Raw genomic sequence first — 25,238 nt, 5'->3', positions numbered from 1 at the left:
GGTTACTCCGGGCGCCATGAGCTCCAACGAATTTTCGCTGCAATCGCTGATCTGCACCGAGGCCTTCGCGGATCCCGCCTTCGTGTTCGACGGCACGCCGGTCTCGCGCGCGGAATTCTCGGCAAATATCGAAAAGACCGCGGCCTGGCTTGCTGCGCAGGGCGTCGGCAAGGGCGACGTCGTCGCGGTCTGGCTGGTCAACCGGATCGAATGGGTCGCGCTGCTGTTCGCCGCCGCCCGCCTCGGTGCGATCGTCTCCGCCGTCAATACCCGCTACCGCAGCGCGGAAGTCGCCCATCTGCTTTGCTTGTCCGGCGCCAGGCTGATGGTGGTCGAGGCCGCGTTCCGCTCGATCGACTTTGCCGCCATCCTCGCCGATATCGCCAAGGACGAGGTGCCCGCGCTGCGACAGCTTGCAGTGGTCGGCGCGGATACGATCCCGGCGCACTGGCCGTGTGTACGGTTCGATGCGTTCGACCAACCCTATCCGCCGGCCCCGCCCGCCCAGGATGACGTCGACCTCCCCGTGCTGCTCTACACCACGTCGGGCCCGACCAAGGGACCGAAGCTCGTCGCGCATTCGCAGCGGACGCTGGCCGCGCACGCCGCCGCCGTCGCCAGGGCGCTAAGCCTCGCGCCGCAAAACCATTCGCTCCTCGCCATGCTGCCGTTCTGCGGCACCTTCGGCATGACGAGCCTGCTCGGCTTCATCGCGGCGGGCGCGACCATCCATGTGCTCGACGCCTTCGAAGCGGCGCCGGCGCTGAAGATCCTCGGCGAGCATGAGATCACCCACGCCTTCGGCTCCGACGAGATGTTTCGCCGCATCCTCGCCCTCACCGACGTGGCCCGTCCCTTCCCCCGTGCCGAGGTGTTCGGCTTCGCTGCGTTCCAGCCCGGCTGGCGTGAGCTTGCCGCGGAGGCCGAGGCGCGCGGCATGCCGCTTTACGGCCTCTACGGTTCGAGCGAGGTGCAGGCCCTGTTCTCGATCGGCCGCGCCAGCGACGCGTTCGCCGACCGGATCGAGGGCGGCGGCCGGCCGATGTCGCCGGAGGCCGGGGTCCGCGTCCGCGACACCGAGACCGGCGAACTCGCAGCTCCCGGCGTCTCCGGCGAGATCGAGATCAGCGCGCCGTCACGCTTCCTCGGCTACTTCAACAATCCCGACGCCACGCGCGACGCGATTACCGCGGACGGCTTCTTCCGCACCGGCGACATCGGCCGGCTGCGCGGCGACGGCTCCTTCGTCTACGAGACCCGCGCGGGCGATGCGATGCGGCTCGGCGGCTTCCTTGTCGCGCCCGGCGAGATCGAGGACGAGCTCAAGTCCTGCGCAGGTGTTGCCGACGCCCAGGTCGTCGCGGTCGACCTGAAGGGAAACGCACGCTGCGTCGCTTTTGTGATTCCAGCAGGGGAGCCGCCTCAACAGGAGATGCTGGTCGCGCACCTGCGCGAACGGCTCGCCGGGTACAAGGTGCCGGCACGAATCTATATCGTCGATGCTTTCCCCGTCACCGACAGCGCCAACGGTGTGAAAATCCAGCGCGCCCGGCTTCGTGCCATGGCGATGGAGCGGATTGCCGCCGAATAGGCCGGCCACCTCCTCGACGATCTCGTCATGGACGCTCGCGATGATGAACTGAGCTAGCGCGCGGGCCCGCGAAGCCGCGCCGAAAGCGCGTCGCGATGCTCAGGCGCCGCGATCGCGATCATGCGGCGCGCGCGCTCGGCAAGGCCGCAGCCACGCAGCTCCGCAACGCCCCATTCGGTGACGATGGCATCGACATCGGCGCGCGGTGTCGTCACCGTCTCGACGTCAGCGACGATCCGGCTGGTCCCGTCGGAGGCCGTCGCCGGCAGCGCGATGATCGCCCTTCCGCCGCAAGAGGCGTTGGCGCCGCGCACGAAATCGAGCTGCCCGCCGATGGCGCCGATCGCGACGCCATTCAGCGTCTCGGAATTGACGCTGCCGTCGAGGCCGACCTGAAGCGCCGAATTGATCGCGACCAGCCGGTTGATCCGCGCCAGCACGTTCTGGCTGTGCGTATAGGACGTCGGCCGCACCGCCACCGCCTTGTTCTCGTGCGCGAAGCGATAGAGCCGCCGGGTCCCGATCACCTGGTTGGTGACGGTGATGCCGGCATCGATGCCCTTCTCCGCATTCGTCACCGCGCCGCGCTCGATCAGGTCGACGACGGCATCGTTGATCAGGCCGGAATGGATGCCGAGACGGCGCGCATGCGACAGCGAGGACAGGATCGCATCCGGAATTCGGCCGATGCCGAACTGGAGCGTGCTGCCGTCGGCGATCAGGCCTGCCGCATGCGCGGCGATGCGGCGCGAAACGTCATCGAGCGGCGTCGAGGCCAATTCAACCGGCGGCCTGCGGGCTGCCACGCGAACATGGATCGGCACATCCTCCGGCCATTCGGCGCCGAACGTAAAGGGCGTATCCGGATTGATCTCGGCGATGACGAGGCGTGCGCCGCGCGCGGCATCGATGACGTAGTCGTTGGAGAGGCTGGCGCTGAGCCGCCCTTCGAGCTCCGCAAGCTGCACCAGAACGACATCGGCCTTGTAGCGGCGCGCCGCGAAGTCGGCACAGAAGGCGCTGTAATTGCTCGGGATCACGTCGAGCCGCCCCGCTTTCGCGAGCCGCCGCGAATTGCCGATCACGCCGTAGCTCTGGAACGACACATTTCCCGCGCACGACGCCGAAAACGTCTCCGAGACACTGGCCCGATTATCATGCGGAAGGGCGGAAGCTGTGCTGCCTGCGCCATCAGCGCTTCCGTCAGCGTGACCGGCTCCGCCGTCGCCTGCCCGCACACGACCAGATCATCGTTCCGGACCAGGCCGGCAAAATCGATCGGCGAGCTGTCCTCGGGCATCGGCAATCCTCCCGACCGATCCGCGGGCAACCTAGTACCCACTTTTCTTGGAACGTGAGTCGTGATTCAAGGTCGGGATGATACCCGAAGCAAGAGAAGTCCACCTTTCGAGGAAAGATCGCAAGGTGCTTGAGGCGTGCTGTCGCTCACCGGTGACGTTGCAGCGCGATTTGAAGCGGGCGCGGATAGTTCTGTTGGCGGCGGATGGGCGCAGCACCCGGTCGATCGCCAAGGAAGTTGGGGTCCAGCCGCGGATTGTCAGCCTTTGGCGGCATCGCTATGCCGACCATGGCCTTGAAGGGCTGCAAGACAAGCCGCGGCCTGGCAAGCAGCCGATCTATACGAAGACGACCGACAAGCGGATTCTGAAGCTGCTGGATAAGCCGCCACCGCAAGGGTTTGCGCGCTGGACCGGCCCCCTGCTGGCCGAGGCGCTGGGCGATGTCGATGTCCAATATGTCTGGCGGTTCCTGCGCAGCCACAAGATTGACCTGGTGGCTCGCAAGTCCTGGTGCGAGAGCAACGACCCGAACTTTACGGCCAAAGCCGCCGATGTTGTCGGCCTCTATGTCGCGCCGCCGGCGAAGGCCATTGTGCTGTGCGTGGACGAGAAGCCCTCGATCCAGGCTTTGGAGCGAGCGCAGGGTTATCTGAAGTTGCCCAATGGCCGCGCCTTGACCGGCCAAAGCCACGATTACAAGCGGCATGGCACCACAACATTGTTTGCGGCGCTCGAAGTCGCCACCGGAAAGATCATCGCGACCCATTCAAAACGCCGGCGCCGCGTCGAGTTTCTCGATTTCATGAACAGCGTCACCGCGGCTTTTCCGAACCGCAAGCTTCACGTCATCCTCGACAACCTCAACACCCATAAAAAGAACGAGGACTGGCTCAAGGCCCACCCCAACGTGCAATTTCATTTCACGCCGACAAGTGCGTCATGGCTCAATCAGGTCGAAGTATGGTTTTCCATCTTGCAGGGGCAGTCGCTCAGCGGCACCTCCTTCACGAGCCTCAAGCAGCTTCAGGAACACATCGATGCCTACGTCAACGCATACAACGACAGAGCCGAGCCCTTCGTCTGGACCAAGAAAAAGGTCCGTCAACGCCGTTTCAAAGGCCGCCGTATCACTCAGCTCTGATTCCGGGTACTAGTACGACTTCGCCAGCCCCAGCACCTTTTCCGCGATGAAGCTGAGCGCGAGCTGCGGGCTGACCGGCGCGATGCGCGGGATCAACACTTCACGCAGATAACGCTCGACGTGGAACTCCTTGGCATAGCCGAAGCCGCCATGGGTCATCACGGCCTGCTCGCAGGCATGGTAGCCGGCTTCGCCTGCGAAATATTTCGCGGCATTCGCGCCAGCGCCGCAGGGCAACCCCTTGTCGTATTGCCAGGCCGCCTGCATCACCATCAGCCAAGCCGCCTCGAGCTCGACCCAGTTCACCGCGAGCGGATGCTGGATGCCCTGGTTCTTGCCGATCGGGCGGTTGAAGACGACGCGGGTCTTGGCGTATTCGGTCGCGCGCGACAGCGCGAGCTTGCCGAGGCCGACGGCTTCCGCCGCGATCAGGATGCGCTCGGGGTTCATGCCTTCGAGGATGTACTGGAAGCCCTTGCCCTCTTCGCCGATGCGGTCCTCCATCGGGATCTCGAAATCCTCGAAGAACAGCTCGTTGGAATCGACGACCTTGCGGCCCATCTTCTCGATCTCGTGAACCTTGATCTTCTTGCGGTCGAAGTCGGTGTAGAACAGGCTGAGGCCGTGGGTGGGCGAGCGCACCTCTTCCAGCGGCGTGGTGCGCGCCAGCAGCAGGATCTTGTGCGCGACCTGCGCGGTCGAGATCCATACCTTCTGGCCGTTGACGATGTAGCGGTCGTTCTTGGCGACCGCGCGGGTCTTGAGCTGGGTGGTGTTGAGGCCGGTATTGGGCTCGGTGACGGCGAAGCACGCCTTCTCGCGGCCCTCGACCATCGGCGGCAGCATGCGCTTGCGCTGCTCCTCGGTGCCGAACACGACGACGGGATTGAGCCCGAACACGTTGATATGCACGGCGGAGGCGCCGGACATGCCGGCGCCGGATTCGGCAATGGTACGCATCATGATCGCCGCTTCCGTGATGCCGAGCCCCGAGCCGCCATAGGCCTCCGGCACGCAGATGCCGAGCCAGCCGGCGTCGGCCAGTGCCTTGTGGAAATCGTGCGGGAAGCCGCCGTCATGGTCCTTCTTTAGCCAGTAGGCATCGGGAAAGCCTTCACAGATCTTGGCGATGGCATCGCGAATGGCTTCCTGCTGATCGGTGAGCGCGAAATCCATGTTCTTGATCTCCTTATTGGGAGCCGCCAGGGCTCCGATCCTAGCGCCCCATCTGCGAGGGCAGCCAGAGAATGATGCTCGGAAACGCCACCAGGATCGCGATCGCGATCAGATGGGCGATGAAATGCGGGAAAGTGCCGTGGAACACTTCCGCCACCGGCCGCTTGGCATAGCGGGCGACGATGAAGCAGTTCAGCCCCACCGGCGGCGTGATCATGCCGACCTCGGCGGTGACGATCTTGATGACGCCGAACCAGATCGGATCGAAGCCGAGCGTCTTGATCAGCGGCAGCACGATCGGCACGGTCAGCACCAGAATGGCGATCTGGTCCATGAAGGAGCCGAGCACGATGTAGCCGCACAGGATAAGCGTGATGATCACCCAGCGCGAAGTCGGCAGACTGCCGATCCAGGCGACGAGGTCCTGCGTGACGTGGGTGAGCGTAAAGAAGTAGCCGAAGATCGAGGCGCCGACGAGGATCATGATAATCATGCAGGTGCCGTGGCAGGCCCGCAGCAGCGTCCGGTAAAGCGATGACGGCGTGATCTTGCCCTTGACGATCGCGAGCAGGAAGGCGCCGAACGCGCCGAAGGCGGAAGCCTCCGTCGGCGTGGCGACGCCGAGATAGATCGTGCCCGTCACGATCGAGAACAGCACCACCATCGGCGAGACTTGCCACAACAGCGCGAATTTTTCGCGCCACGGCACCGATTTCGCAGCGGGGGCGCGCGAAGGATCCTGCCAGACCAGGAAGTAGATCGTGGCCATGATGGTGATGGTGACGAGGATCGCGGGGATGATGCCGCTGATCAGGAGCTTGCCGATGTTCACCTCGGCGAGCAGGCCGAAGATGACGAGCGCGACGCTGGTCGGCAGCAGCATCGACAGCGTGCCTGATATCGCGACCACGCCGGCGGCCATCTTGGGCTCATAGCCCTGGCGGATCATCGCGGGAAGGCTGGTTGAGGACAGCGTCGCGGCGGAGGCCGTCGAGGTGCCGCAGATCGCGCCAAAACCTGCGCCGGCCAGTGCCGTCGCCATGCCGAGCCCGCCGGGAATGCGCCCGACCCAGGCCGACGCCGTCTTGAACAGGTCGTCCGCGACACCCGACAGCAGCACGAGGTCCGCCATCAGCAGGAACATCGGGATGGTGATCAGCTCGTAGGACGAGACAGTCGACAGCGGCGCGGTTTGCAGGATGCCGAACAATGTGCCCCATCCGCCGACCATCACGAGGCCGACCGAACCGGAGAAGGCCATGGCGAAGCCGACGGGCGTGCCGAGTGCCAGCAGGCCGAACAGCAGGGCGAGAACGATGAAAGGTGTCATGGATGCCTGCCGTTACTCAAAGCTTCGCGTTTCGCCGACGCCGGTCACCGGCGGCAGCGGATAGAGGTCGCGCCCGCTGACGAGGCTCAGCACATTGCCGACGAGCTGGAGCGCCAGCCGCAGCACCAGCACGCCGCAGCCGAACGGCACCAGCGCCGCCGATATCCAGGTCGGCCAGGCGATCGCACCGGCCAGCACGTCGTGCTGCTCGTAGTTCTCGAGCGCACGCTCGAACCCGACCTTGCAGATCAGGACGAACACGAACAGGCCGGCGAGCGCGGTGATGATCTCGGACAGTCGCCGTCCCGCCGGCGAGAAGCGCGACAGAAGGATATCGACGCCGACATGCGCATGCTCGCGCAGCCCGTCCGACAGCGTGAAGAAGAACACGCCGGCCAGAAGATAGAGACCGATCAGATCATAGGTGAAGGCAAACGGACGGTTCAGCGCGTAGCGCATGAACACGTCGGTCACGACAAGCAGCATGATCACGAACAGGAACACCACCGCGATCACCGTCAGCGCGCGCTCCAGCGCGCCGAGCACATCTCCCGCCCGCTTGATCACCTCCAGCGCCTCCCTTTGCCGTATTTCATGGACGGTTACTTGGCGCCACCGGAGGCGAGCAGATCTTCAAACTCCTTCAGCGCGGCGGACGCCTGCTTGCCGCGGCTGTCGAGCCCGCTCGCCCACTCCTTGCCGACGCCCTTCAGCTTGTCCTTCATCTCGGCACGCGTCGCCTCCGGCAGCGGCTCGAAGCTGACGCCCTGGTCCTGAAGGTGCTTCCTGGTGGTCTCCGTCTCCTTGTCGACCTGCGCACAGGCGGTCGGCTCGATCGCCTCGGACGCCTCGTTCATCGCCTTCTTCACGTCGTCGGGCAGCTTGTCCCAGACCGACTGGTTGATGGAATAGGCGACGATGAAGCTGCCGAAGCTGACGCCTTCGGTGGCGTGCTTGACCAGCTTGTCCAGCCCATAGGCCACGACGCTTTCCATCGGGAACAGCAGGCCGTCCATGGTACCGCGCGACAGCGATTCATACGCATCGGGTGCCGCCATGCGCACCGGCACCGCGCCGAGCGCACGCAATGTCAGATCCTGCGCGCCGCCGGTGGTGCGCAGCTTCAGGCCCTGCATGTCCTTGGTCGTGTCGACCTTGGTTTTTGCGGTCCACACCTGATAGGGCGGCAGCACCACCTCGAACAGCAGCTTGATCTTGTTCGGCGCGTATTCCTGCTTGGCCAAAACGCCTTCGCGCGCGGTCTTCCAATAGGCGAGCGTGCCCTGGCAGCTCGTCTCAAAGGCCCCCGGCAACTGCGCGACTTCCGACAGCGGCATCTTGTCGGAGACATAGGACGGCCCGATGTAGCCGATGTCGACCACACCGGACTGCGTCAACCGCAACATGTCGGCGGCCTTGCCGATCTGCTGGTTCGGATAATAGGTGAAGGTTACCGCGCCATTGGTGCGCTTGGTGACGTCGTCCATCCAGGGCTTGAGCAGCAGGCGAACCAGATAGTGGCCGGCGGGGAAGCTATCGGCGACCTTCAGCTCCAGCGCCTGCGCCTGAAACGTCGAGACCGGCAGCGCGAGCGCGAACACTGCTGCGGCCCAGACCTTGTTCTTCTTCATTTCGTTCTCCCTGACGCGTCCCATGCCGAAGGCGGCAGCCTTCGGCTGCCATCCGTCCGGCCCTCACTCCACTTCTTGCTTGAGGAAAATGTACATATACGTGAATTTATAAGTCAAGTATATGAACTGTGCATGGGCCCATGCACGGAACATCGGGACGGTCGAATTGACACCTCATATTTATGAATTCTAACTCCACGAATATGAATGCACCCAACGAGGCCCCATGGGACCGCTCGCCGGCTTCACCGTTCTCGACCTGACCTCCGTCCTGATGGGCCCGTACGGCACCCAGGTGCTGGCGGACATGGGTGCCGACGTCATCAAGGTCGAAAGCCCCGAGGGCGACATCGTCCGCCAGATCGGTCCCGGCCGCACGCCCGGCATGGGCGGGATGTTTCACAACGCCAATCGCGGCAAGCGCAGCATCGTCCTCGACCTCAAGAAGACGGAAGGCCGCGACACGCTGCTGCGGCTGGCGAGGCGCGCCAACGCGCTCGTCTATAATGTGCGCCCGCAGGCGATGGCGCGGCTCGGCCTCGACTACGAGACGCTGGCCGCGGTCAATCCCGCCCTCGTCTATGTCGGCGCCTTCGGCTACGGCCAATCCGGCCCCTACGCCGCAAAGCCCGCCTACGACGATCTGATCCAGGGCGCAGCGACCATTCCGACGCTGCTCGCGGCCGCCGGTGACGGCACGCCGCGCTACGTCCCTGTGACCATCGCCGACCGCGTCGTCGGTCTGATGATGGTCAACGCCATCATGGGCGGGCTGATGCACCAGCAGCGCACCGGCCAGGGCCAGCGCATCGACGTGCCGATGTTCGAATCGATGACCGAGTTCGTGCTGGTCGATCATCTCGGCGGCCTCACCTACGATCCGCCGCTCGACCATGGCGGCTATGTCCGCCTGCTCTCGCGCTACCGAAAGCCCTACAAGACCAGCGACGGCTATCTTTGCGTCCTGATCTACAACGACAAGCACTGGCGCAGCTTCTTCGAGGCGATCGGGCAGCCGGAATTCCTGCAGCAGCCGCGCTTCGCCAACCACGCGTCACGCACGAAACATATCGACGAGATCTATGAGGAGATCGGCCACATCTTCCTCACCCGCACCACCGCGGAGTGGCGCGAGCTGCTGGAGCACGCCGACATTCCGGTGATGCCGATGCACACGCTGGAGACGATTCTGGACGATCCGCATCTCAACGCGGTCGGCTTCTTCAGGACGGTCGATCACCCCGTGGAAGGCCGCATCCGCCAGATGCGGGTGCCTTCGACCTGGAGCGTGACCCAGCCGGAGCCGGCCGGCCCGGCGCCGACGCTCGGCCAGCATGGCCGCGACATCCTGCACGAGGCCGGCTTCTCGGCAGACGAGATCGAAGCGCTCGCGCAGCAAAAAGCAGTTCATCTGGCGGCGCCGCCTTAACGGCAGCGCCAGCCAAACCGCACGATACAGGGAGGAAATCGCGATGGCCGGACTTTATTTCGAGGACTTTTCCGTGGGCCAGGAGTTCAGGCATCCGCTGACCCGGACCGTCACGGAGATGGACAACACCATGTTCAGCCTGCTGACGCTCAACCCGCAGCCGCTGCATATCGACGCGCATTTCGCCGAAAAGACCGAGTTCGGCCAGCGCATTTTCAACAGCCTTTACACTCTCGGCATCATGATCGGCATGACGGTCTATGATACGACCATGGGCACCACCGTCGCCAATCTCGGCATGACCGACGTCACCTTTCCGAAGCCGGTCTTCCATGGCGACACCTTGCGGGCGACGACGAAGGTGCTTTCGTTGCGGGAATCCAAATCGCGCCCCAAGGCGGGCATCGTCGAGTTCGAGCACCACGCCCTGAACCAGAACGACGAGATCGTCGGAAAATGCCGCCGCATGGCGATGATGCACAAGAGGCCGGTCTGATGCGTTCGATGCTGTTCGTGCCGGGGGATTCCCCGCGCAAATTCGAGAAGGCGAGCGAAGGCAAGGCCGACGCGCTGATCATCGATCTCGAGGATTCCGTCGTCACCGAGAAGAAGGCGGAAGCACGCGGGTTGACGCTGGCGATGCTGAAGAGCCGTCCCGGCCCACACCAGCTCTATGTCCGAGTCAACGCGCTCGACACCGGCATGACGCTGGCCGATCTCGCCGCGGTGATGCCGGGCAGGCCCGACGGCATCGTGCTGCCGAAATCGCAAGGCGGCGACGATGTGCGGCAGGTCGCGACCTGGCTCGAAGCACTCGAGGCGGCGGCCGGTATCGCGGTCGGCGCAACCCGCATCGTCTGCGTCGCGACGGAGACCGCCGGCTCGATCTTCGGGCTCGGCAGCTACAAGGGCTGCTCCCCTCGCCTCGCCGGCCTGATGTGGGGCGCGGAGGATCTCTCCGCCTCTTTGGGTGCCACAGAGAAGTCCTCGGGCGGCGTGTTCCACAGTCCCTATCGCCTCGCGCGCGATCTCTGCCTGATGGCAGCCGCCGCGGCCGAGGTCGCGCCGATCGACACTGTCTATACCGACATCGACAATCTGGCCGGCCTCGAGCAGGAAACCCGGGCGGCGCGGCGCGACGGGTTTTCGGCGAAGGCGCTGATCCATCCCAAGCATGTCGATGTCGTCAACGCGGCATTCGAGCCGACGGAAGCCGAGCGCAGCTGGGCGGAGAAGGTGATCGCGGCGTTCGCGAGCAATCCCAATTCCGGCACGCTGCGGCTCGACGGCCAGATGATCGACAAGCCGCATCTTCGCGCCGCGAAGAAGATCCTCGGCCAGTCCTAGATCAAGGGCATCGCGCTGCGACAGACGGGACCGGATCATGATCGTTCGCCAAGCCGCAAACGTCCTGGAGATCATGGAATTCTTCGCCCAGACGAGGAAGCCGGCGACGCTTGCGGAGATCGCCGATCATTTCGGCTGGCCGCGCTCGTCGACCTTCAACCTGCTCGCGACGCTCTCGGAGAAGGGCTATCTGTACGAGCCGCGGCCGCGCGCCGGCTTCTATCCGACACCGCGCTGGCTCGCCATGGCGCGGATGATCTCGGAGGTCGAGCCGCTGCCGCCATGGACGCATACGCTGGTTGCCGATCTCTCGGCCGAGACCGGCGAGACGGCGTCGATCGTGGCGCCCGCGGGCGTGATGGCCGTGTTCATCGACGTCGTCGAGTCCAAGGCGGCGATCCGCTATTTCGCGACCATCGGCCACCGCGTGCCGATCCACGCGACCGCGAGCGGCCGCGCGCTGCTGCTGCAATATTCGCAGGAGGAGCGCGACTCCGTCTATCGCAAGATCGAGTTCAAGCAGTACGGTCCGTCAACGCCGATCAGCATCGATGCGGTGGAAGCCGAACTGCGCAACTCGATCGAGCGCGGCTATTGCCAGAGCTTTGGCGACTACAGCCGCGACCTCGCGGGCGCTGCGATTCCATTGCCGATCGGCGACCGCAGGCTCTCCGTCGTCGTCGCGGGGCCGGAGTTCCGGATTGGGCCGAAGGTCGCCGAGGTGGCGGCGCTGATCGCGCGCACGGTCGACCGGCTGCGGCCGAAGACCACCGCGGCCTAAAGCCGAAGCTTCATTCGAATCCCTGAATCGGCGGCGCCGAAGTCTGTACCGGCGCAGCCGGTGCAGCTTCAACAGGCTGCTCCGCAGGCGCGGCTTGGGCCGGCGGATTGCCGGCAGCCCTGATTTGGCCGTTGGCATTCATCGCCTCACGTGCGCGCGGCGGAGTTCCGGTTGCGGCTGCGCGATACGCCTCGCGGCGCGGCGGCTGCCGATGTCTCGCCGAACGTGAATCTCTCGCGCCCCAGGACCGGGCGATTGCAGGTCCGGCGGTATAGCCCACCACCGCGCCCGCGACGGCACCGATCGGCCCCAGCACCACAGCGCCTGATACGGCTCCGATTGCTGCAGCACCGGCGCGCTCTTGCGCGGCGGCGCTTGCAGGCACGCCAGCCAGCAGCACGACGGCAGTGATCAAAGCTTTGTTCATCGGAGCGCCTCCCTCACGGGAGATCACTTCTTACTGAAATATGGCTGCAGAACGTTTGTTCGTTGCCAAACACGGGGCAATCGCCGATGGAACTCCGGCAATTCAGAGGCCTCGCCTTCAAACCGCGGTTCCAGCGGAGGTCGCGCGGCGCAACTACGGCGCGACCTTGTCGCTGGTAAACCCGTTAGCGTCGAGCGCGCGACGCGGATTGCATCTGACGGTGCAATCCGGCCTCTCCCCGCACGCGGGGAGAGGCGAAGACAATCAGACGATCTTGATCGACATGTCCGGCAGTCCCTCGAGCTTGCACAGCAGCACGTCGCCCTTCACCACCGGGCCGACATTCTCCGGCGTGCCGGAATAGATGATGTCGCCGGCCTTCAGCTCGAACGCTTCCGAGAGCTTTGCGATCTGCTCGGCGACGCTCCAGATCATCTTGCTGAGATCCGAGCTCTGCTTCACGGTGCCGTTGATTGCGAGCGAGATCGCGCCCTTCTCGAAATGGCCGGTCTTGCTCGCGGGGTGGATCGGACCGAGCACCGCGGCGTGGTCAAAGCTCTTGCCGATTTCCCACGGCTTCTTCTCCGCGGCCATGCCGTTCTGGAGATCGCGCCGGGTCATGTCGAGACCGAGCGCGTAGCCATAGACGTGGTCGAGCGCCTTCTCGGCCGGGATATTGGTGCCGCCGGATTTCAGCGCGGCAACCAGTTCGACCTCGTGATGATAATTCTTGGTCAGCGACGGATAGGGATGGTCGGCGACCTCGCCGACCGCGACGTTCTGGATCGCGTCCGTCGGCTTCTGGAAAAAGAACGGCGGCTCGCGGTTCGGATCCGAGCCGCGCTCGATCGCATGCGCCGCATAGTTGCGCCCGATGCAATAGATGCGGCGGACCTGGAACACCTGGGTCTCGCCGACGATCGGGATCGCGACCATCGGCACCGGGAAGATCGGCTTCGGTCCGGCCTGCGCTGCGGCGGGCGCAACCTCCGCGATGGAAGCTGCGGTGGCTGCGGCGGCTGTTGCGAGCAGATCCCGGCGCGTGGTCTTTTTCATCTTTTGTGCTCCCTTTTTGCTTCGCAGGTCGGCGTTCATGCGCGCCGATCCGTCTGCTTAGACGATATTCAATATGCCAGCAACGCTGGACGGGCGCGACGAGACATCGTCTTATTGATGAGCCAACTTCAACCGCATCCAACCCGTCATGCGGCAGGACGGACATTGTCAGCGCCTGCGTTGACCTCCACTTTTGGGCCATTCCATAAGTAGGCCCTAGTCCGGCAGCGGCCCGGTATGCTTTGATGCGTGGGGGAGGAACCGAGACGCAAGGGTGGCCTGATGTACATACTCATTCGAAAATACACCAAGGTTCGTTCGGTCGCGGATGCTGCCCGCCGCGCCAAAAGCGGCGTCGGTCAGATCCTGAGCGAGTCGCGCGGCTTCAAGTCTTACTATGTGCTGGATGGGGGCGAAGGCGTTGGTGTCGCCGTGATGATATTTGAGGACCGCGAATGCGCCAATGCGGCGAACGATAAGGTGATGGAGTTCGTTCAAGCAAGCATGCATGACCTTGATCTCGGGGATCCCGAAATCATCGCCGGAGAAGTCCTGGTGAATATAGAATCTGCCGCGTAGACGCTCGCATGGCTACTCACGCCTTGACATGCGCCAGGCTCTGCTCGCGCAACGCCAGCTATGGCCAGAACTTTGCCCAGGGCTGCGCCGCTTCGAACGCGGCGGGGCTAATGGTTCGGGCGGCTGCATTTGCTTTTGGCAGCACGCATAAGAAGGCGTCAGGACGTGCATACAAGACGGCGAATGCCACGCGGCGGGCTTCTTGACGCAGCACGGGTGACAGGGCTTGCGCTGCTCGCGGCCGGGACATCGTGCGCCGCGCACGCCGGCACGGTGTCGATCGCGCCTGCGGGGCTGCGAGCGATCGGTACGATCGATCCCCGCTTTCAGTCCTACAACATCGAGATGGTGGAGGTGACCGGCGGGCGGTTCTGGAAGCCTTATCCGCAAGCGATGCGCGCGTGGGCCGACAAGGATCGCTACAGTTACAGGCCTCCGATCGATCTCGGCAACACGCGTCTGCGCAAGCTCGCGGCGGCGTTGTCGCCGGCTTATCTGCGCGTGAGCGGCACCTGGGCCAATGCGACGTTCTTCGCCGACACCGAGAGTGCGCCAGCCGCGCCGCCACCGGGGTTCAACGCGGTGCTAAGCCGCGCGCAGTGGCGCGGCGTCGTCGACTTTGCGCGCGCGGTCGATGCAGAGATCGTCACCTCCTTTGCCATCAGCCCGGGCAGCCGCGATGCGGATGGCCTTTGGAGGCCGGATCAGGCGCAACGCCTGATCGACTATACGCGCTCGCTGGGCGGCCACATCGCCGCCGCCGAATTCATGAACGAGCCGACGCTCGCGGCGACCAGCGGTGCGCCGCCTGGATACGATGCGAAGGCTTATGTCCGCGATGTCGGGATCTTTCGCGAGTGGATGCTGCGCGCCGCGCCGCAGACGCTGATCGTCGGACCAGGCTCGGTCGGCGACTCAGCTTCCACCGGCGCGTCCGGCCTCCGCACGCGCGACCTGCTCGCCGCCTCGGGCGCCGGTGTCGATCGCTTCTCCTATCATCACTACAACACGATCTCGCCGCGCTGCGGCGGCCGCGACGAGCCGGCACGTGCGCTCTCCGAAGCGTGGCTCGCCCGCACCGATGCCGCGCTATCGACCTACAAGTCGCTGCGCGACGAATTCGCGCCGGACAAGCCGATCTGGCTGACCGAAACCGCGGACGCCGCCTGCGGCGGTAACCGCTGGGACAAGACTTTCCTCGATACGTTCCGCTATCTCGACCAACTCGGACGCCTGGCCAGGGCCGGCGTTCAAGTGGTGATGCACAACACGCTGGCCGCAAGCGACTACGGATTGCTGGACGAGAAGACGTTCCGCCCGCGGCCGAATTATTGGGGCGCGCTGCTCTGGCGTCGGTTGATGGGTACGACGGTACTCGACGCAGGCGCCGCGATGGCGTCCGGCCTCCATGTCTACGCGCACTGTCATCCGTCGAAGCGCGGCGCCGTGACCGTGCTCGCGATCAATATCTCGCGCAGCACAGCGCGCACGATCATGATGCCGCTACCCGCCGAGCGCTATACCTTGCAGGCCGCAGGGCTGAAAGGCGCAACCGTGCAACTGAACGGCAAGACGCTGGCGCTGACCGACGGAGATGGGCTGCCGCACCTCGCCGGGCGCACGATCGAGGCCGGCCCGGTGCACCTTGCACCCGAAACCATCACTTTCCTCGCCATTCCGGGCGCCGCGAATTCCGCCTGCCGATGACGGCGCTCACTATTTGAGCGCGTCGCGCGCCGTCTCCGGCGCCATCAGCGTCGCGACGATCGTGATGATCGACAGCGCGATGATGTAGACCGACACCGCCCAATAGGAGCCGGCCCACGCGAGCAGCGCGGTTGCGATCAACGGCGAGAAGCCGCCGCTGAGCGCGGCCGCGACGTTGGCACCAAGCGACGCGCCGCTGTAGCGCACCTGGCTGCGGAACAGTTCCGGCATGAACGCGGCCTTCGGCCCGAACAGCAGCGCATGCGTCAGCGTCATCGTGACCACGAGCGCGAGCGTGATCAGCGCCGGGTCCCTGGTGTCGAGGAACCAGAACAGCGGAAACGCCAGCGCCACCGAGAACACGCCGCCGGCGAGATACAGTGCCTTGCGGCCGAAGATATCGGACAACCAGCCTGCAAGCGGCAATGTGGCGAATTCGACGATCGCCGCATAGACCACCGCATCCAGGATAACCTGGCGCGGCAGGCCGAGCTTTGTCGTGGCGTAGACCACGGTGAAGACGGTGAGGAGGTAGGCGAGCCCGACTTCCGAGACCGTGATGCCGATCGCCAGCAGGAAGCTGCGCCAGTCGCGGCGCAGCACTTCCCAGACCGGCTGCGCCAGCACCTCCTTGCGCTCGACCACCTCCTTGAAGTGCGGTGTCTCCGCAAGCTTCAGCCGCACGATGAAGCCGACACCGACGAGCACAATGCTGATCAGGAACGGCACGCGCCAGCCCCAGCTCAGGAAGTCGGCCTCAGGCAGCTTCGTCATCAGGGCGAAGATGCCGGTGGATGCGGCAACGCCGACAGGAAAGCCGATCTGCACCAGGCTGCCGTAGAAGCCGCGGCGATTGCCGGCATGCTCGATCACCATGACGACCGCGCCGCTCCATTCGCCGCCGAGCCCGATGCCCTGGACGAAGCGCAGGACGATGAGCAGGATCGGCGCCCACACGCCGATCTGGCTGTAGGTCGGCAGGCAGCCGATCAGGAAGGTGCCGAGCCCCATTGCGATCATGGTCGCGACCAGCATTGTCTTGCGGCCGAGCCGATCGCCATAATGCCCGATGATCGCGCCGCCGATCGGCCGCGCCACGAAGCCGACCGCATAGGTCGAGAATGCCACCAGCGTGCCGACAAAGGGATCGAAGCTCGGAAAGAACAGCTTGTTCAGCACCAGCGCCGCCGCCGTGCCGTAGATCAGGAAGTCGTACCACTCGATCGCGGTGCCGAGCGCGCTCGCCCACACCACATGCGCCGTCGTCGATCGCTCCGTCGCGCCGGAGACCCCCGTTGCTGCCGTCATTCCATGCCCCAAAGATTCCCGGCGGCATCATGGCCAATCGCGATGGCGGTTGCAACCTGCGGGGGTGTTGCTGCTGGCGATGACCACAGCGGGAATGGTGGCGCACAACTGCATCAACACCGTCATTGCGAGGAGCTCGCGACAAAATTGCGTGGCAATTTTGCGCTGATGCGACGAAGCAATCCAGACTGCCTCCACGGAGAAAGTCTGGATTGCTTCGCTCCGCTCGCAATGACGGGTGTTGAGGCAGTTGCGCTTCCCGTCGTCCGCCAGCACGGAGGAACCTTCCGGGCTTTAATTCGCCATTGACAAACTTATTCGCTAATATCTAACTTGCCGCCATGATAATCGGCCGCGCCAAGCGGCCCACAAAGAGAGGGAACGACGATGAGAGGGTTTTTGGCCTGCGCCATGCTCGCGGCCATGACTTCGGCTGCCATGACGTCAACCGCGACCGCGCAGGTCTCCGACGATGCGGTGCGGATCGGCGTGCTGACGGACCTGTCAAGCTGGGGCCGCGACAACAGCGGGCCGGGCTCGGTCGAAGCCGCGAAAATGGCGGTCGAGGAATTCGGTCCCACCGTGCTCGGCAAGCCGATCGAGATCATCAGCGCCGACCATCAGATGAAGACCGACGTCGGCGTCCAGATCGTGCGCGGCTGGTTCGACAACGGCAAGGTCGACGCCGTCGTCGACATCCCCAATTCCGGCATCGCGATCGCCGTGCACAACATGGTGCGCGAGCGCAACAAGATCGCCCTGCTCTCCGGCCCCGGCGCGAGCTCGCTGACCGACGAGCTGTGCAGCCCGAACACCGTGCATTTCACCTACGACACCTACGCCCTGTCGAAGGTGACCGCCTCCGCCGTGATCAAGGAGGGCGGAAAATCCTGGTACTTCATCACTGCGGACTACGCCTTCGGCCAGCAGCTCGAGAAGGACGCCACGCGCTTCATCAACGAGATGGGCGGCAAGGTGCTTGGTGGCGTGAAGCACCCGACCAACACCGCGGACTTCTCCTCCTTCGCCCTCCAGGCACAGAGCTCGAAATCCGACGTCGTCGCCTTCGCCAACGCCGGCCAGGACACCGACAACGCCATCAAGCAGTCCGGCGAGTTCGGCCTGGTCCAGGGCGGCCAGAAGCTCGTCGGCCTCCTGATGTTCGACACCGACGTGCATGCGATCGGCCTCAAGGCCGCGCAGGGCACCTACATGACCACGGCCGCGTACTGGAACATGGACGAGGCAACCCGCGCCTGGTCGAAGAAGTTCTACGAGCGCACCAAGGTCATGCCGACCATGATCCACACCGGCGTCTACGGCTCGGTGTTGCATTACCTGAAAGGCATCAAGGCGGCCGGCACCGACGATCCCGCCAAGGTGATGGCCAAGATGCGCGAGCTGCCGATCGAGGATATCTTCGTCCATGGCGGCAAGTTGCGCGAGGACGGCCGCGTCATCCGCGACATGTATCTGGCCAAGGTGAAGTCGCCCGAGCAGTCCAAGGAGCCCTGGGATTACCTGGAGATCATCAAGACGGTGAAGGGCGAGGACGCCTTCCGTCCGGTCTCCGAGTCCAAATGTCCGCTGCTCAAGAAATGAGGCACGCATGACCGGCAACGAGCATAGCGCAACTGAGACTTACGAGTGCGATGTGCTCGTGGCCGGATCGGGCGCCTCCGGCATGTCGGCCGCGATCACCGCGCGCTATCGCGGCCTCGACGTGCTGATCGTCGAGAAGGAGCCGCGTTTCGGTGGCACCACTGCCCGCTCCGGAGGCTGGCTCTGGATCCCCGGCACCTCGCTGGCGAAGGCCTATGGCATCGAGGAGACGCCGGAGCAGGCCCGCACATACCTGCGGCACGAGGCCGGCAACAATTTCGACGGCGCGCGCGTCGATGCATTCCTGAGCGCCGGTCCCGAGGCGGTGGATTTCTTCACCACCAGGACAGCCCTGCGCTTCGACATGCCGCTGGTGTTCCCGGACTATCACGCCGAAGCACCGGGCGGCGCGCAAGGCGGCCGCTCCATGGTGACGCGCCCATTCGACGGCCGCGAGCTCGGCGAGCAGATCAGGACACTCGGCATGCCGCTGCCGGAGCTGACCGTATTCGGCATGATGCTCGGCTCCGGCAAGGAGATCATCCATTTCATGCGGGTGACGAAATCGCTGACCTCGGCGGTCTATGTCGCAAAGCGCCTGTCGCGGCATCTGATGGACGTGCTGCGCTACGGCCGCGGCATGACGCTGACCAACGGCAATGCGCTGGCGGGACGGCTGGCGAAATCCGCGCTCGATCTCAAGATTCCGATGTGGCTGTCTTCTCCGGTGCGCGAGCTGACGGTCGAGAACGGAGCTGTCACCGGCGCGATCGTGTCGCGCGAGGGACGCGAGGTGCGTGTTCGCGCAAGGCAGGGCGTCGTGCTCGCCTGCGGCGGCTTTCCGCATGACGTCGAACGGCGCAAGAAGATGTTTCCGCATGCGCCGACCGGCAACGAGCATTTTTCGCCGGGTCCCACCGGCAACACCGGCGACGGCTTGCGCCTTGCGGAAAGCGCCGGCGGACATGTCGAGGACCGTCTGCCGAATGCCGCGGCCTGGGTGCCGGTGTCGCTCACCACGCGCAAGGACGGCTCGAAGGGCGTGATGCCGCATTTCATCGACCGCGCCAAGCCCGGCGTGATCGCGGTGATGCGCGACGGCAGGCGGTTTGCCAATGAAGGCAATTCCTACCACGACTTCGTCCAGGCCATGGTCAAGGCGGCCAAACCCGGCGAGGAGATCGCGGCGTACCTCGTCTGCGATCACAAGACGCTGCGGAAGTCCGGACTCGGCTGCGTGCCGCCCTTCCCGATGCCGCTGGGTCATCACCTCAGTACCGGCTATCTCATGCGTGGCGACACGCTGGAGGCGCTTGCGGCGAAAGCCGGCATCGACGCCACGGCCTTCGCCGAGACGGTCAGGCAGTTCAATACGACCGCGCCGCTGGGACATGACGCCGACTTCGGCAAGGGCTCGAAGGCCTACAACCGCTACCAGGGCGATGCGCTGCACGGCCCCAATCCGTGCGTCGCGCCGATCGAGAACGGTCCGTTCTACGCCATCAAGATGGTGATCGGCGACCTCGGCACCTATGCCGGCATCGTCACCGATGAGAACGCGCGGGCGCTGGACGCCGAAGGCCGGGTCATCCCCGGCCTCTATGCCGCCGGCAACGACATGGCGAGCATCATGGGGGGCAATTATCCCGGCGCCGGCATCACGCTTGGGCCGGCGCTGACCTTCGGTTACATTGCCGGCCGTCATCTTGCCGACAGCGCCGCCAAGCGCAACGCGGCGTAAGCGGAACGCCAGGAGGCGCATGAAGAGAGAAAGCCGCGGCATCCAGTCGATCGAGGTCGGCGGAGAACTGCTCCGCGCCCTCGTCCGCAGCGGCGAGCCGATGATGCTGCGCGATCTCGCACGCGAGGCCGGCATGACGCCGGCCAAGGCGCATCCCTATCTCGCCAGTTTCTCGCGCATCGGGCTGATCGAGCAGGACGAGACCACCGGCCGCTACGAGATCGGCGCGCTGGCGCTGGAGCTCGGCCTCATCAGCCTGCGCCGCCTCTCCGGCGTGCGGATCGCCGGACCAAAGATCGCGGCGCTTGCGAGCCAGATCGGCCATGCGGTCTCGCTGGCCGTCTGGGGCACGCATGGTCCGACCGTGGTGCAGCTCGAAGAGCCGGGTCAGCCCGTGCACATCGTGATGCGGGCCGGCTCGGTGATGGCGCTGCTGGAGACCGCAACCGGCCGCGCCTTTGCGGCCTTCCTGCCGGAGAAGACCGTCAATGCCGCGCTCGAAAGCGGCCTCGACCGTCACGGCGTCGGTTACAATCCGAAGCGGGCGGTGAAAGGCGCGAAGGTCGCCGACATGCTCACCGAGGTTCGCAAGCACGGCCTCGCCCGCGCGCTGGGCGATCCCCTGCCCGGCGTCAATGCTTTCTCGGCACCAGTGTTCGATCACGCCGGCCATGTCGCGCTGGTCATCACCGCGATGGGGCCGGAAGGCACGTTCGATGCCCGCTGGGACAGCCCGATCGCGCATGCCTTGCGCGACTGCGCCGGCGGGATTTCGAAGCGGCTTGGCTACGGGATGACGATCGCGGCGGAGTGAGCGATAGTTCTCCGAGTCGTCCTGGCGAAAGCCAGGACCCATACCGCGTGATCTATCGAGCGCGGTCGGTCGTCGTACCGAACGTCGAGTTTTCGCCAAATATCTTTCCGGGGTAATGGGTTCTGGCTTTCGCCAGGACGACATCGAAGACATCGCCGACTGCTTCGTCCTCCGCTCGCGATGCCGCGCGCCCCCTACTTCTCCTTCACCGGCACCGTGTAGTTCAGGATCAACCGGCCGCCATCGGGATAGATCGTCTGCCCCGTGATGTAGGACGCATCGTCGCTCGCCAGGAACGCAACAACAGAGGCCACTTCGCTCGGCTCGCCGCCGCGGCCGATCGGTGTACGCGACAGCACGGTCTTGCGCGCATCCTCGGACGTGTAGATCGCGGAGGCCACCATGTCGGTCAGGATCGTGCCCGGCCCGACCGCGACGACACGAATGTTGTGCGGGGCGAGCGCGACGGCCGCGACCGAGGTCAGCTGCTTCATGCCGCCCTTCGACATCGCGTACGTCGCAAGCGCAGGGATCGCCAGCAGCGCGTTCACCGAGGACATGTTGATGATGACCCCGCCGCCGCCCTGCGCGATCATCTGCTTCGCCGCCGCCTGCACGCCGAAGAAGGCGCCTTTCAGATTGATGCCGATGATCTCGTCGAATTCCTCTTCGGAGATCTCGAGGATGTCCCGGTTGCGGGCGACGCCGGCATTGTTGACCATGATGTCGAGCCGGCCGAACTCCTTCACGGCGGTCGCAACGAGCTGGTCGACGTCGGTGCGCTTGGCGACGTTGCCGACGACGGCGCGCAAGGCATCCGGCCGCCCAAGCTCGGCGGCCGTCGCGGCGAGGCCCTCGGCATCGACGTCCGAGATCACGACCTTGACGCCGTCGTCGAGGAACCTCTTCGCGCAGGCCTTGCCGATGCCGCGTGCCGCGCCGGTGATGGCGGCGACCTTGCCGGATAGTCTCATGGTCTCACTCCAGGATAGCTGCTTAGGCAGCGAGCTATCCCGGAGAGGACCCCGGTTCAAGCCGCCGCAAATCCGAGATGAGCACGGAACCGGTTCTTGATAAAGACGGCATCGCGCGAGGGCAGCGAGCGCGGCGGATTTTCCGCCAGAACCTTGATGACGAAGAGTCGCGGCCCCTCGCCCGGGGAGGCAATCTGCGCCGCGAGACGTTCCACCTCGGCGATCGTCCGCGCGGTTCCGGTCGCGGCAAAGGCGCAGGCCATGGCAATCGCGGTGAGATCGACGCCGCGCCCGGTGTGGCTCGCCTGCATCCCGGTCTCGCCGAAATGCTGGTTGTCGATCACAACGATGTCGAGATTGCGCGGGCGCGCGACGCCGATGGTGGCGAGACCGCCGAGCCCCATCAATTGCTCGCCGTCCCCGGTCAAAGCGAGGACGCGCTTTCCGGGCTGCGCCTGCGCCAGTCCAAGCCCGATCAGCGCGGCACCGCCCATCGCGCCCCAGAGATAGAAATTGCCGTCGTGGTCGCCGACGGAATGCAGGTCGTAGGTGGGCGAGCCGAGACCGGAGACGACCAGCGTGTCCTTGCGGTCCTTCAGGAGCGCGGCGACAGCGGCGCGACGATCGAGTTGAGACATATTGGACATCGACATCACCATTTCTTCTTGCCGATCAGGCGTTGCCCGATCAGGACGGCGATCTGCTGGTCGGAGTCGTAAGCGAGCGAGGCCGCGGATTCGACCGTCTCGACCAGATCTTCCGCCGTCTCCGCCCGCATCACCTTCAGGCCGATCGCCTCCAGCGAGGGCTGCGTGGCCCGGCTCATCGGCACCTGCCAGGGATTGAACTCGGCCCACTCTCCGCGCATCGTCACCAGCATCAGCAGTGGAAAGCGGCCGATCGCCGACAGCGACAGCATGTTGATGCAATTGCCGACCCCGCTCGACTGCATCAGCAGCACGCTGCGCTGGCCGCCGAGCCAGGCGCCGGCGGCAATCGCGACGCCCTCCTCTTCCGTCGTCAGCACGTTGGTAGTGACATCGCGGTCGGCCGAGAACATGCGGATGAGCTGGCTGTGGCCGGCATCCGGGACGTATGACATCTGCCTGACGTCGGCGGCCTTCAGGACGCGATAGAGCTCGGACGGCCAATCGTCACTGGTCCGCGTTTCGAGATGAGGTTGAGGGCTGTGCACCGCTTGTCTCCGTGAAATTCGAGCGGCAAACTAGTACCCGGAATCAGAGCTGAGTGATACGGCGGCCTTTGAAACGGCGTTGACGGACCTTTTTCTTGGTCCAGACGAAGGGCTCGGCTCTGTCGTTGTATGCGTTGACGTAGGCATCGATGTGTTCCTGAAGCTGCTTGAGGCTCGTGAAGGAGGTGCCGCTGAGCGACTGCCCCTGCAAGATGGAAAACCATACTTCGACCTGATTGAGCCATGACGCACTTGTCGGCGTGAAATGAAATTGCACGTTGGGGTGGGCCTTGAGCCAGTCCTCGTTCTTTTTATGGGTGTTGAGGTTGTCGAGGATGACGTGAAGCTTGCGGTTCGGAAAAGCCGCGGTGACGCTGTTCATGAAATCGAGAAACTCGACGCGGCGCCGGCGTTTTGAATGGGTCGCGATGATCTTTCCGGTGGCGACTTCGAGCGCCGCAAACAATGTTGTGGTGCCATGCCGCTTGTAATCGTGGCTTTGGCCGGTCAAGGCGCGGCCATTGGGCAACTTCAGATAACCCTGCGCTCGCTCCAAAGCCTGGATCGAGGGCTTCTCGTCCACGCACAGCACAATGGCCTTCGCCGGCGGCGCGACATAGAGGCCGACAACATCGGCGGCTTTGGCCGTAAAGTTCGGGTCGTTGCTCTCGCACCAGGACTTGCGAGCCACCAGGTCAATCTTGTGGCTGCGCAGGAACCGCCAGACATATTGGACATCGACATCGCCCAGCGCCTCGGCCAGCAGGGGGCCGGTCCAGCGCGCAAACCCTTGCGGTGGCGGCTTATCCAGCAGCTTCAGAATCCGCTTGTCGGTCGTCTTCGTATAGATCGGCTGCTTGCCAGGCCGCGGCTTGTCTTGCAGCCCTTCAAGGCCATGGTCGGCATAGCGATGCCGCCAAAGGCTGACAATCCGCGGCTGGACCCCAACTTCCTTGGCGATCGACCGGGTGCTGCGCCCATCCGCCGCCAACAGAACTATCCGCGCCCGCTTCAAATCGCGCTGCAACGTCACCGGTGAGCGACAGCACGCCTCAAGCACCTTGCGATCTTTCCTCGAAAGGTGGACTTCTCTTGCTTCGGGTATCATCCTAGCGACGTTCGCGCGCGAAAGCTCTGACCGTCTGGCACGATCTGGTATCGACGGATTGTATAGCTGGCGCTCTTTCGGATGAATCTAATACGAGCGCGATGCGCATTGCTGCGCCCTCTCCCCCTGTGGGAGAGGGCATCACCGCAGGTTGACGCGAGCTCACTTGGGTGAGGGGTTTGTCTCCGCGCACTCATGCGCGTTTGTAATTCCCGGAGAGATACCCCTCATCCGGCGCTTCGCGCCACCTTCTCCCACAAGGGGAGAAGGGAGGGCACCATCATCGAGGCTTGCTGCTCAATTCGCCGCCGACCTCGCGGCCGGCATATAAATCTGCGCGTAGCCTTCCTTGATCGCGGACGTGATGCGGTCGAGGCGGCGGTCGATGTGCTTCTCCAGCACGGAGACGCAAGCCTCCTCATTGCGCGCCTTCAACCCTTCGACGACGGCGCGGTGCTCGGCTTGCGTGTTGGAGCGGTTGACGCGGTCCATGTCGATCCAGCGCACGAAGCGGATGCGGGCGTTGACGTTGCGCAGCACGCGCAGCATCTCGGCGTTGTTCGACATCGCCATCAGCCGTTCGTGAAAGGTCTCATCCAGCTCGACCAGCTCCACCGAGGAGCGCTCGCCGGGATCGGGACCGGTCGCTTCGAGGAATTTCAGGAGCGCGTCGATGTCCTCGTCCTTGGCGCGCTTGATGGCGAGACGGACCGAGGCGACCTCGATCGACTTGCGCAGCTCGTAGAGATCGAAGATCTCGTGTGCGTCGAGCTCACGGCAGAAGAAGCCCTTGCCCGGCGTGAAGCGCAGGAAGCCTTCGGTGTTGAGACGGTTGAGCGCCTCGCGCAGCGGCGTACGGCTGACGCCGAGACGTTTTGCCAGCTCGCCTTCGTTGAGCCGTTCGCCCGGCTTGAACTCGTAGCTCACGGCCATCGCCTTGAGCTGCTCATAGACGCGATCGACGATGCTATCGGAAGCCAGTTCCACGTTGCTTTTCATA

The 25,238-nt window shown here is 64.6% G+C and carries 24 protein-coding genes and 1 pseudogene; 11 read left to right on the top strand and 14 right to left on the bottom strand.

All coding sequences use genetic code 11. The annotated features are described in order from the left end of the window. Positions 1-16 precede the first annotated feature (16 nt). A complete protein-coding gene (locus tag ACFLEY_RS09840) occupies positions 17-1,591 on the top strand; it encodes an AMP-binding protein (RefSeq protein ID WP_060908716.1) in 1,575 nt (524 codons plus the stop codon). A 53-nt stretch (positions 1,592-1,644) separates the two neighbouring features. Here ACFLEY_RS09840 and ACFLEY_RS09835 read toward each other — a convergent pair. Then, positions 1,645-2,891, bottom strand: a pseudogene (locus ACFLEY_RS09835) (acetyl-CoA hydrolase/transferase family protein). A 77-nt stretch (positions 2,892-2,968) separates the two neighbouring features. Between ACFLEY_RS09835 and ACFLEY_RS09830 the strand changes: the two are divergent. Continuing rightward, positions 2,969-4,033, top strand: a complete 1,065-nt coding sequence (locus tag ACFLEY_RS09830; RefSeq protein WP_026192128.1) for an IS630-like element ISRj1 family transposase — start codon at positions 2,969-2,971, stop codon at positions 4,031-4,033. A 9-nt stretch (positions 4,034-4,042) separates the two neighbouring features. Here ACFLEY_RS09830 and ACFLEY_RS09825 read toward each other — a convergent pair whose 3' ends face one another. The 4 genes from ACFLEY_RS09825 to dctP are packed head-to-tail and all read right to left on the bottom strand — an operon-like array spanning position 4,043 to position 8,170. Beyond that, positions 4,043-5,209 (bottom strand): acyl-CoA dehydrogenase family protein, encoded by a 1,167-nt coding sequence (locus tag ACFLEY_RS09825; protein WP_028174522.1) that lies wholly within the window; start codon positions 5,207-5,209, stop codon positions 4,043-4,045. A gap of 40 nt (positions 5,210-5,249) precedes the next feature. Further along, a complete protein-coding gene (locus ACFLEY_RS09820) occupies positions 5,250-6,539 on the bottom strand; it encodes a TRAP transporter large permease (RefSeq protein ID WP_011089531.1) in 1,290 nt (429 codons plus the stop codon). A 12-nt stretch (positions 6,540-6,551) separates the two neighbouring features. Then, positions 6,552-7,106: a TRAP transporter small permease gene (locus ACFLEY_RS09815; protein ID WP_011089532.1), complete on the bottom strand. Its 555-nt coding sequence runs from the start codon at positions 7,104-7,106 to the stop codon at positions 6,552-6,554. Between the two features lie 35 nt (positions 7,107-7,141). Beyond that, positions 7,142-8,170 carry a TRAP transporter substrate-binding protein DctP gene (gene dctP / locus ACFLEY_RS09810; RefSeq protein WP_211434260.1) on the bottom strand — a complete coding sequence of 343 codons (1,029 nt, stop codon included), beginning with the start codon at positions 8,168-8,170 and terminating at the stop codon, positions 7,142-7,144. A 226-nt stretch (positions 8,171-8,396) separates the two neighbouring features. Here dctP and ACFLEY_RS09805 point away from each other — a divergent pair, with 226 nt between their 5' ends. The 4 genes from ACFLEY_RS09805 to ACFLEY_RS09790 are packed head-to-tail and all read left to right on the top strand — an operon-like array spanning position 8,397 to position 11,727. Next, complete coding sequence (locus ACFLEY_RS09805) at positions 8,397-9,599, top strand: CaiB/BaiF CoA-transferase family protein (RefSeq protein ID WP_211434259.1); 1,203 nt, start codon at positions 8,397-8,399, stop codon at positions 9,597-9,599. Positions 9,600-9,642: 43 nt separating this feature from the next. Continuing rightward, complete coding sequence (locus tag ACFLEY_RS09800; RefSeq protein WP_011089535.1) at positions 9,643-10,095, top strand: MaoC family dehydratase; 453 nt, start codon at positions 9,643-9,645, stop codon at positions 10,093-10,095. Next, on the top strand, positions 10,095-10,946 hold the full coding sequence (locus tag ACFLEY_RS09795; protein WP_060908719.1) for a CoA ester lyase: 852 nt from the start codon (positions 10,095-10,097) through the stop codon (positions 10,944-10,946). The genes ACFLEY_RS09800 and ACFLEY_RS09795 overlap by 1 nt, the downstream gene beginning before the upstream one ends. A gap of 37 nt (positions 10,947-10,983) precedes the next feature. Next, positions 10,984-11,727, top strand: coding sequence for an IclR family transcriptional regulator (locus ACFLEY_RS09790; RefSeq protein WP_060908720.1), 744 nt, complete (start codon positions 10,984-10,986; stop codon positions 11,725-11,727). Between the two features lie 10 nt (positions 11,728-11,737). Here ACFLEY_RS09790 and ACFLEY_RS09785 read toward each other — a convergent pair whose 3' ends face one another. Continuing rightward, positions 11,738-12,154 (bottom strand): hypothetical protein, encoded by a 417-nt coding sequence (locus ACFLEY_RS09785; protein ID WP_060908721.1) that lies wholly within the window; start codon positions 12,152-12,154, stop codon positions 11,738-11,740. 264 nt (positions 12,155-12,418) lie between these two features. Beyond that, positions 12,419-13,210: a fumarylacetoacetate hydrolase family protein gene (locus tag ACFLEY_RS09780; protein WP_028174516.1), complete on the bottom strand. Its 792-nt coding sequence runs from the start codon at positions 13,208-13,210 to the stop codon at positions 12,419-12,421. A 282-nt stretch (positions 13,211-13,492) separates the two neighbouring features. On the opposite strand from ACFLEY_RS09780, the gene ACFLEY_RS09775 reads away from it, so the two are divergent. Then, the gene (locus ACFLEY_RS09775; protein WP_060908722.1) at positions 13,493-13,789 is read left to right on the top strand and encodes a hypothetical protein; all 297 of its coding nucleotides are present in this window, start codon (positions 13,493-13,495) and stop codon (positions 13,787-13,789) included. 183 nt (positions 13,790-13,972) lie between these two features. Continuing rightward, positions 13,973-15,496: a hypothetical protein gene (locus ACFLEY_RS09770; protein WP_211434258.1), complete on the top strand. Its 1,524-nt coding sequence runs from the start codon at positions 13,973-13,975 to the stop codon at positions 15,494-15,496. Between the two features lie 9 nt (positions 15,497-15,505). On the opposite strand, the gene ACFLEY_RS09765 is transcribed toward ACFLEY_RS09770, so the two are convergent. Beyond that, positions 15,506-16,804 (bottom strand): MFS transporter, encoded by a 1,299-nt coding sequence (locus ACFLEY_RS09765; protein ID WP_060908724.1) that lies wholly within the window; start codon positions 16,802-16,804, stop codon positions 15,506-15,508. Positions 16,805-16,831: 27 nt separating this feature from the next. Beyond that, the gene (locus tag ACFLEY_RS09760) at positions 16,832-17,080 is read right to left on the bottom strand and encodes a hypothetical protein (RefSeq protein WP_060908725.1); all 249 of its coding nucleotides are present in this window, start codon (positions 17,078-17,080) and stop codon (positions 16,832-16,834) included. Between the two features lie 111 nt (positions 17,081-17,191). Here ACFLEY_RS09760 and ACFLEY_RS09755 point away from each other — a divergent pair, with 111 nt between their 5' ends. From ACFLEY_RS09755 to ACFLEY_RS09745, 3 genes are read left to right on the top strand one after another with little or no spacing between them, the layout of a single operon-like run. Next, a complete protein-coding gene (locus ACFLEY_RS09755; protein ID WP_011089543.1) occupies positions 17,192-18,406 on the top strand; it encodes an ABC transporter substrate-binding protein in 1,215 nt (404 codons plus the stop codon). A gap of 7 nt (positions 18,407-18,413) precedes the next feature. Continuing rightward, positions 18,414-20,147, top strand: a complete 1,734-nt coding sequence (locus tag ACFLEY_RS09750) for an FAD-dependent oxidoreductase (protein ID WP_211434257.1) — start codon at positions 18,414-18,416, stop codon at positions 20,145-20,147. 19 nt (positions 20,148-20,166) lie between these two features. Next, on the top strand, positions 20,167-20,961 hold the full coding sequence (locus ACFLEY_RS09745; RefSeq protein WP_060908727.1) for an IclR family transcriptional regulator: 795 nt from the start codon (positions 20,167-20,169) through the stop codon (positions 20,959-20,961). A 194-nt stretch (positions 20,962-21,155) separates the two neighbouring features. Here ACFLEY_RS09745 and ACFLEY_RS09740 read toward each other — a convergent pair whose 3' ends face one another. The 5 genes from ACFLEY_RS09740 to ACFLEY_RS09720 all read right to left on the bottom strand — a co-directional run bounded on the left by ACFLEY_RS09740 (position 21,156) and on the right by ACFLEY_RS09720 (position 25,225). Further along, positions 21,156-21,935, bottom strand: coding sequence for an SDR family NAD(P)-dependent oxidoreductase (locus tag ACFLEY_RS09740; RefSeq protein ID WP_211434256.1), 780 nt, complete (start codon positions 21,933-21,935; stop codon positions 21,156-21,158). A 56-nt stretch (positions 21,936-21,991) separates the two neighbouring features. Next, positions 21,992-22,582, bottom strand: coding sequence for a thiamine pyrophosphate-dependent enzyme (locus ACFLEY_RS09735; protein WP_060912683.1), 591 nt, complete (start codon positions 22,580-22,582; stop codon positions 21,992-21,994). Between the two features lie 5 nt (positions 22,583-22,587). Next, positions 22,588-23,130 carry a thiamine pyrophosphate-binding protein gene (locus ACFLEY_RS09730; protein WP_060908729.1) on the bottom strand — a complete coding sequence of 181 codons (543 nt, stop codon included), beginning with the start codon at positions 23,128-23,130 and terminating at the stop codon, positions 22,588-22,590. A 43-nt stretch (positions 23,131-23,173) separates the two neighbouring features. Continuing rightward, positions 23,174-24,238, bottom strand: coding sequence for an IS630-like element ISRj1 family transposase (locus ACFLEY_RS09725; protein WP_026192128.1), 1,065 nt, complete (start codon positions 24,236-24,238; stop codon positions 23,174-23,176). Between the two features lie 297 nt (positions 24,239-24,535). Then, positions 24,536-25,225 (bottom strand): GntR family transcriptional regulator, encoded by a 690-nt coding sequence (locus tag ACFLEY_RS09720; protein WP_231166568.1) that lies wholly within the window; start codon positions 25,223-25,225, stop codon positions 24,536-24,538. Positions 25,226-25,238: the final 13 nt, after the last annotated feature.

The organism is Bradyrhizobium sp. YCK136 (assembly GCF_044570075.1).
Classification (GTDB): Bacteria; Pseudomonadota; Alphaproteobacteria; order Rhizobiales; family Xanthobacteraceae; genus Bradyrhizobium; species Bradyrhizobium diazoefficiens.
This window is presented reverse-complemented; position numbering and strand designations above follow the sequence as displayed.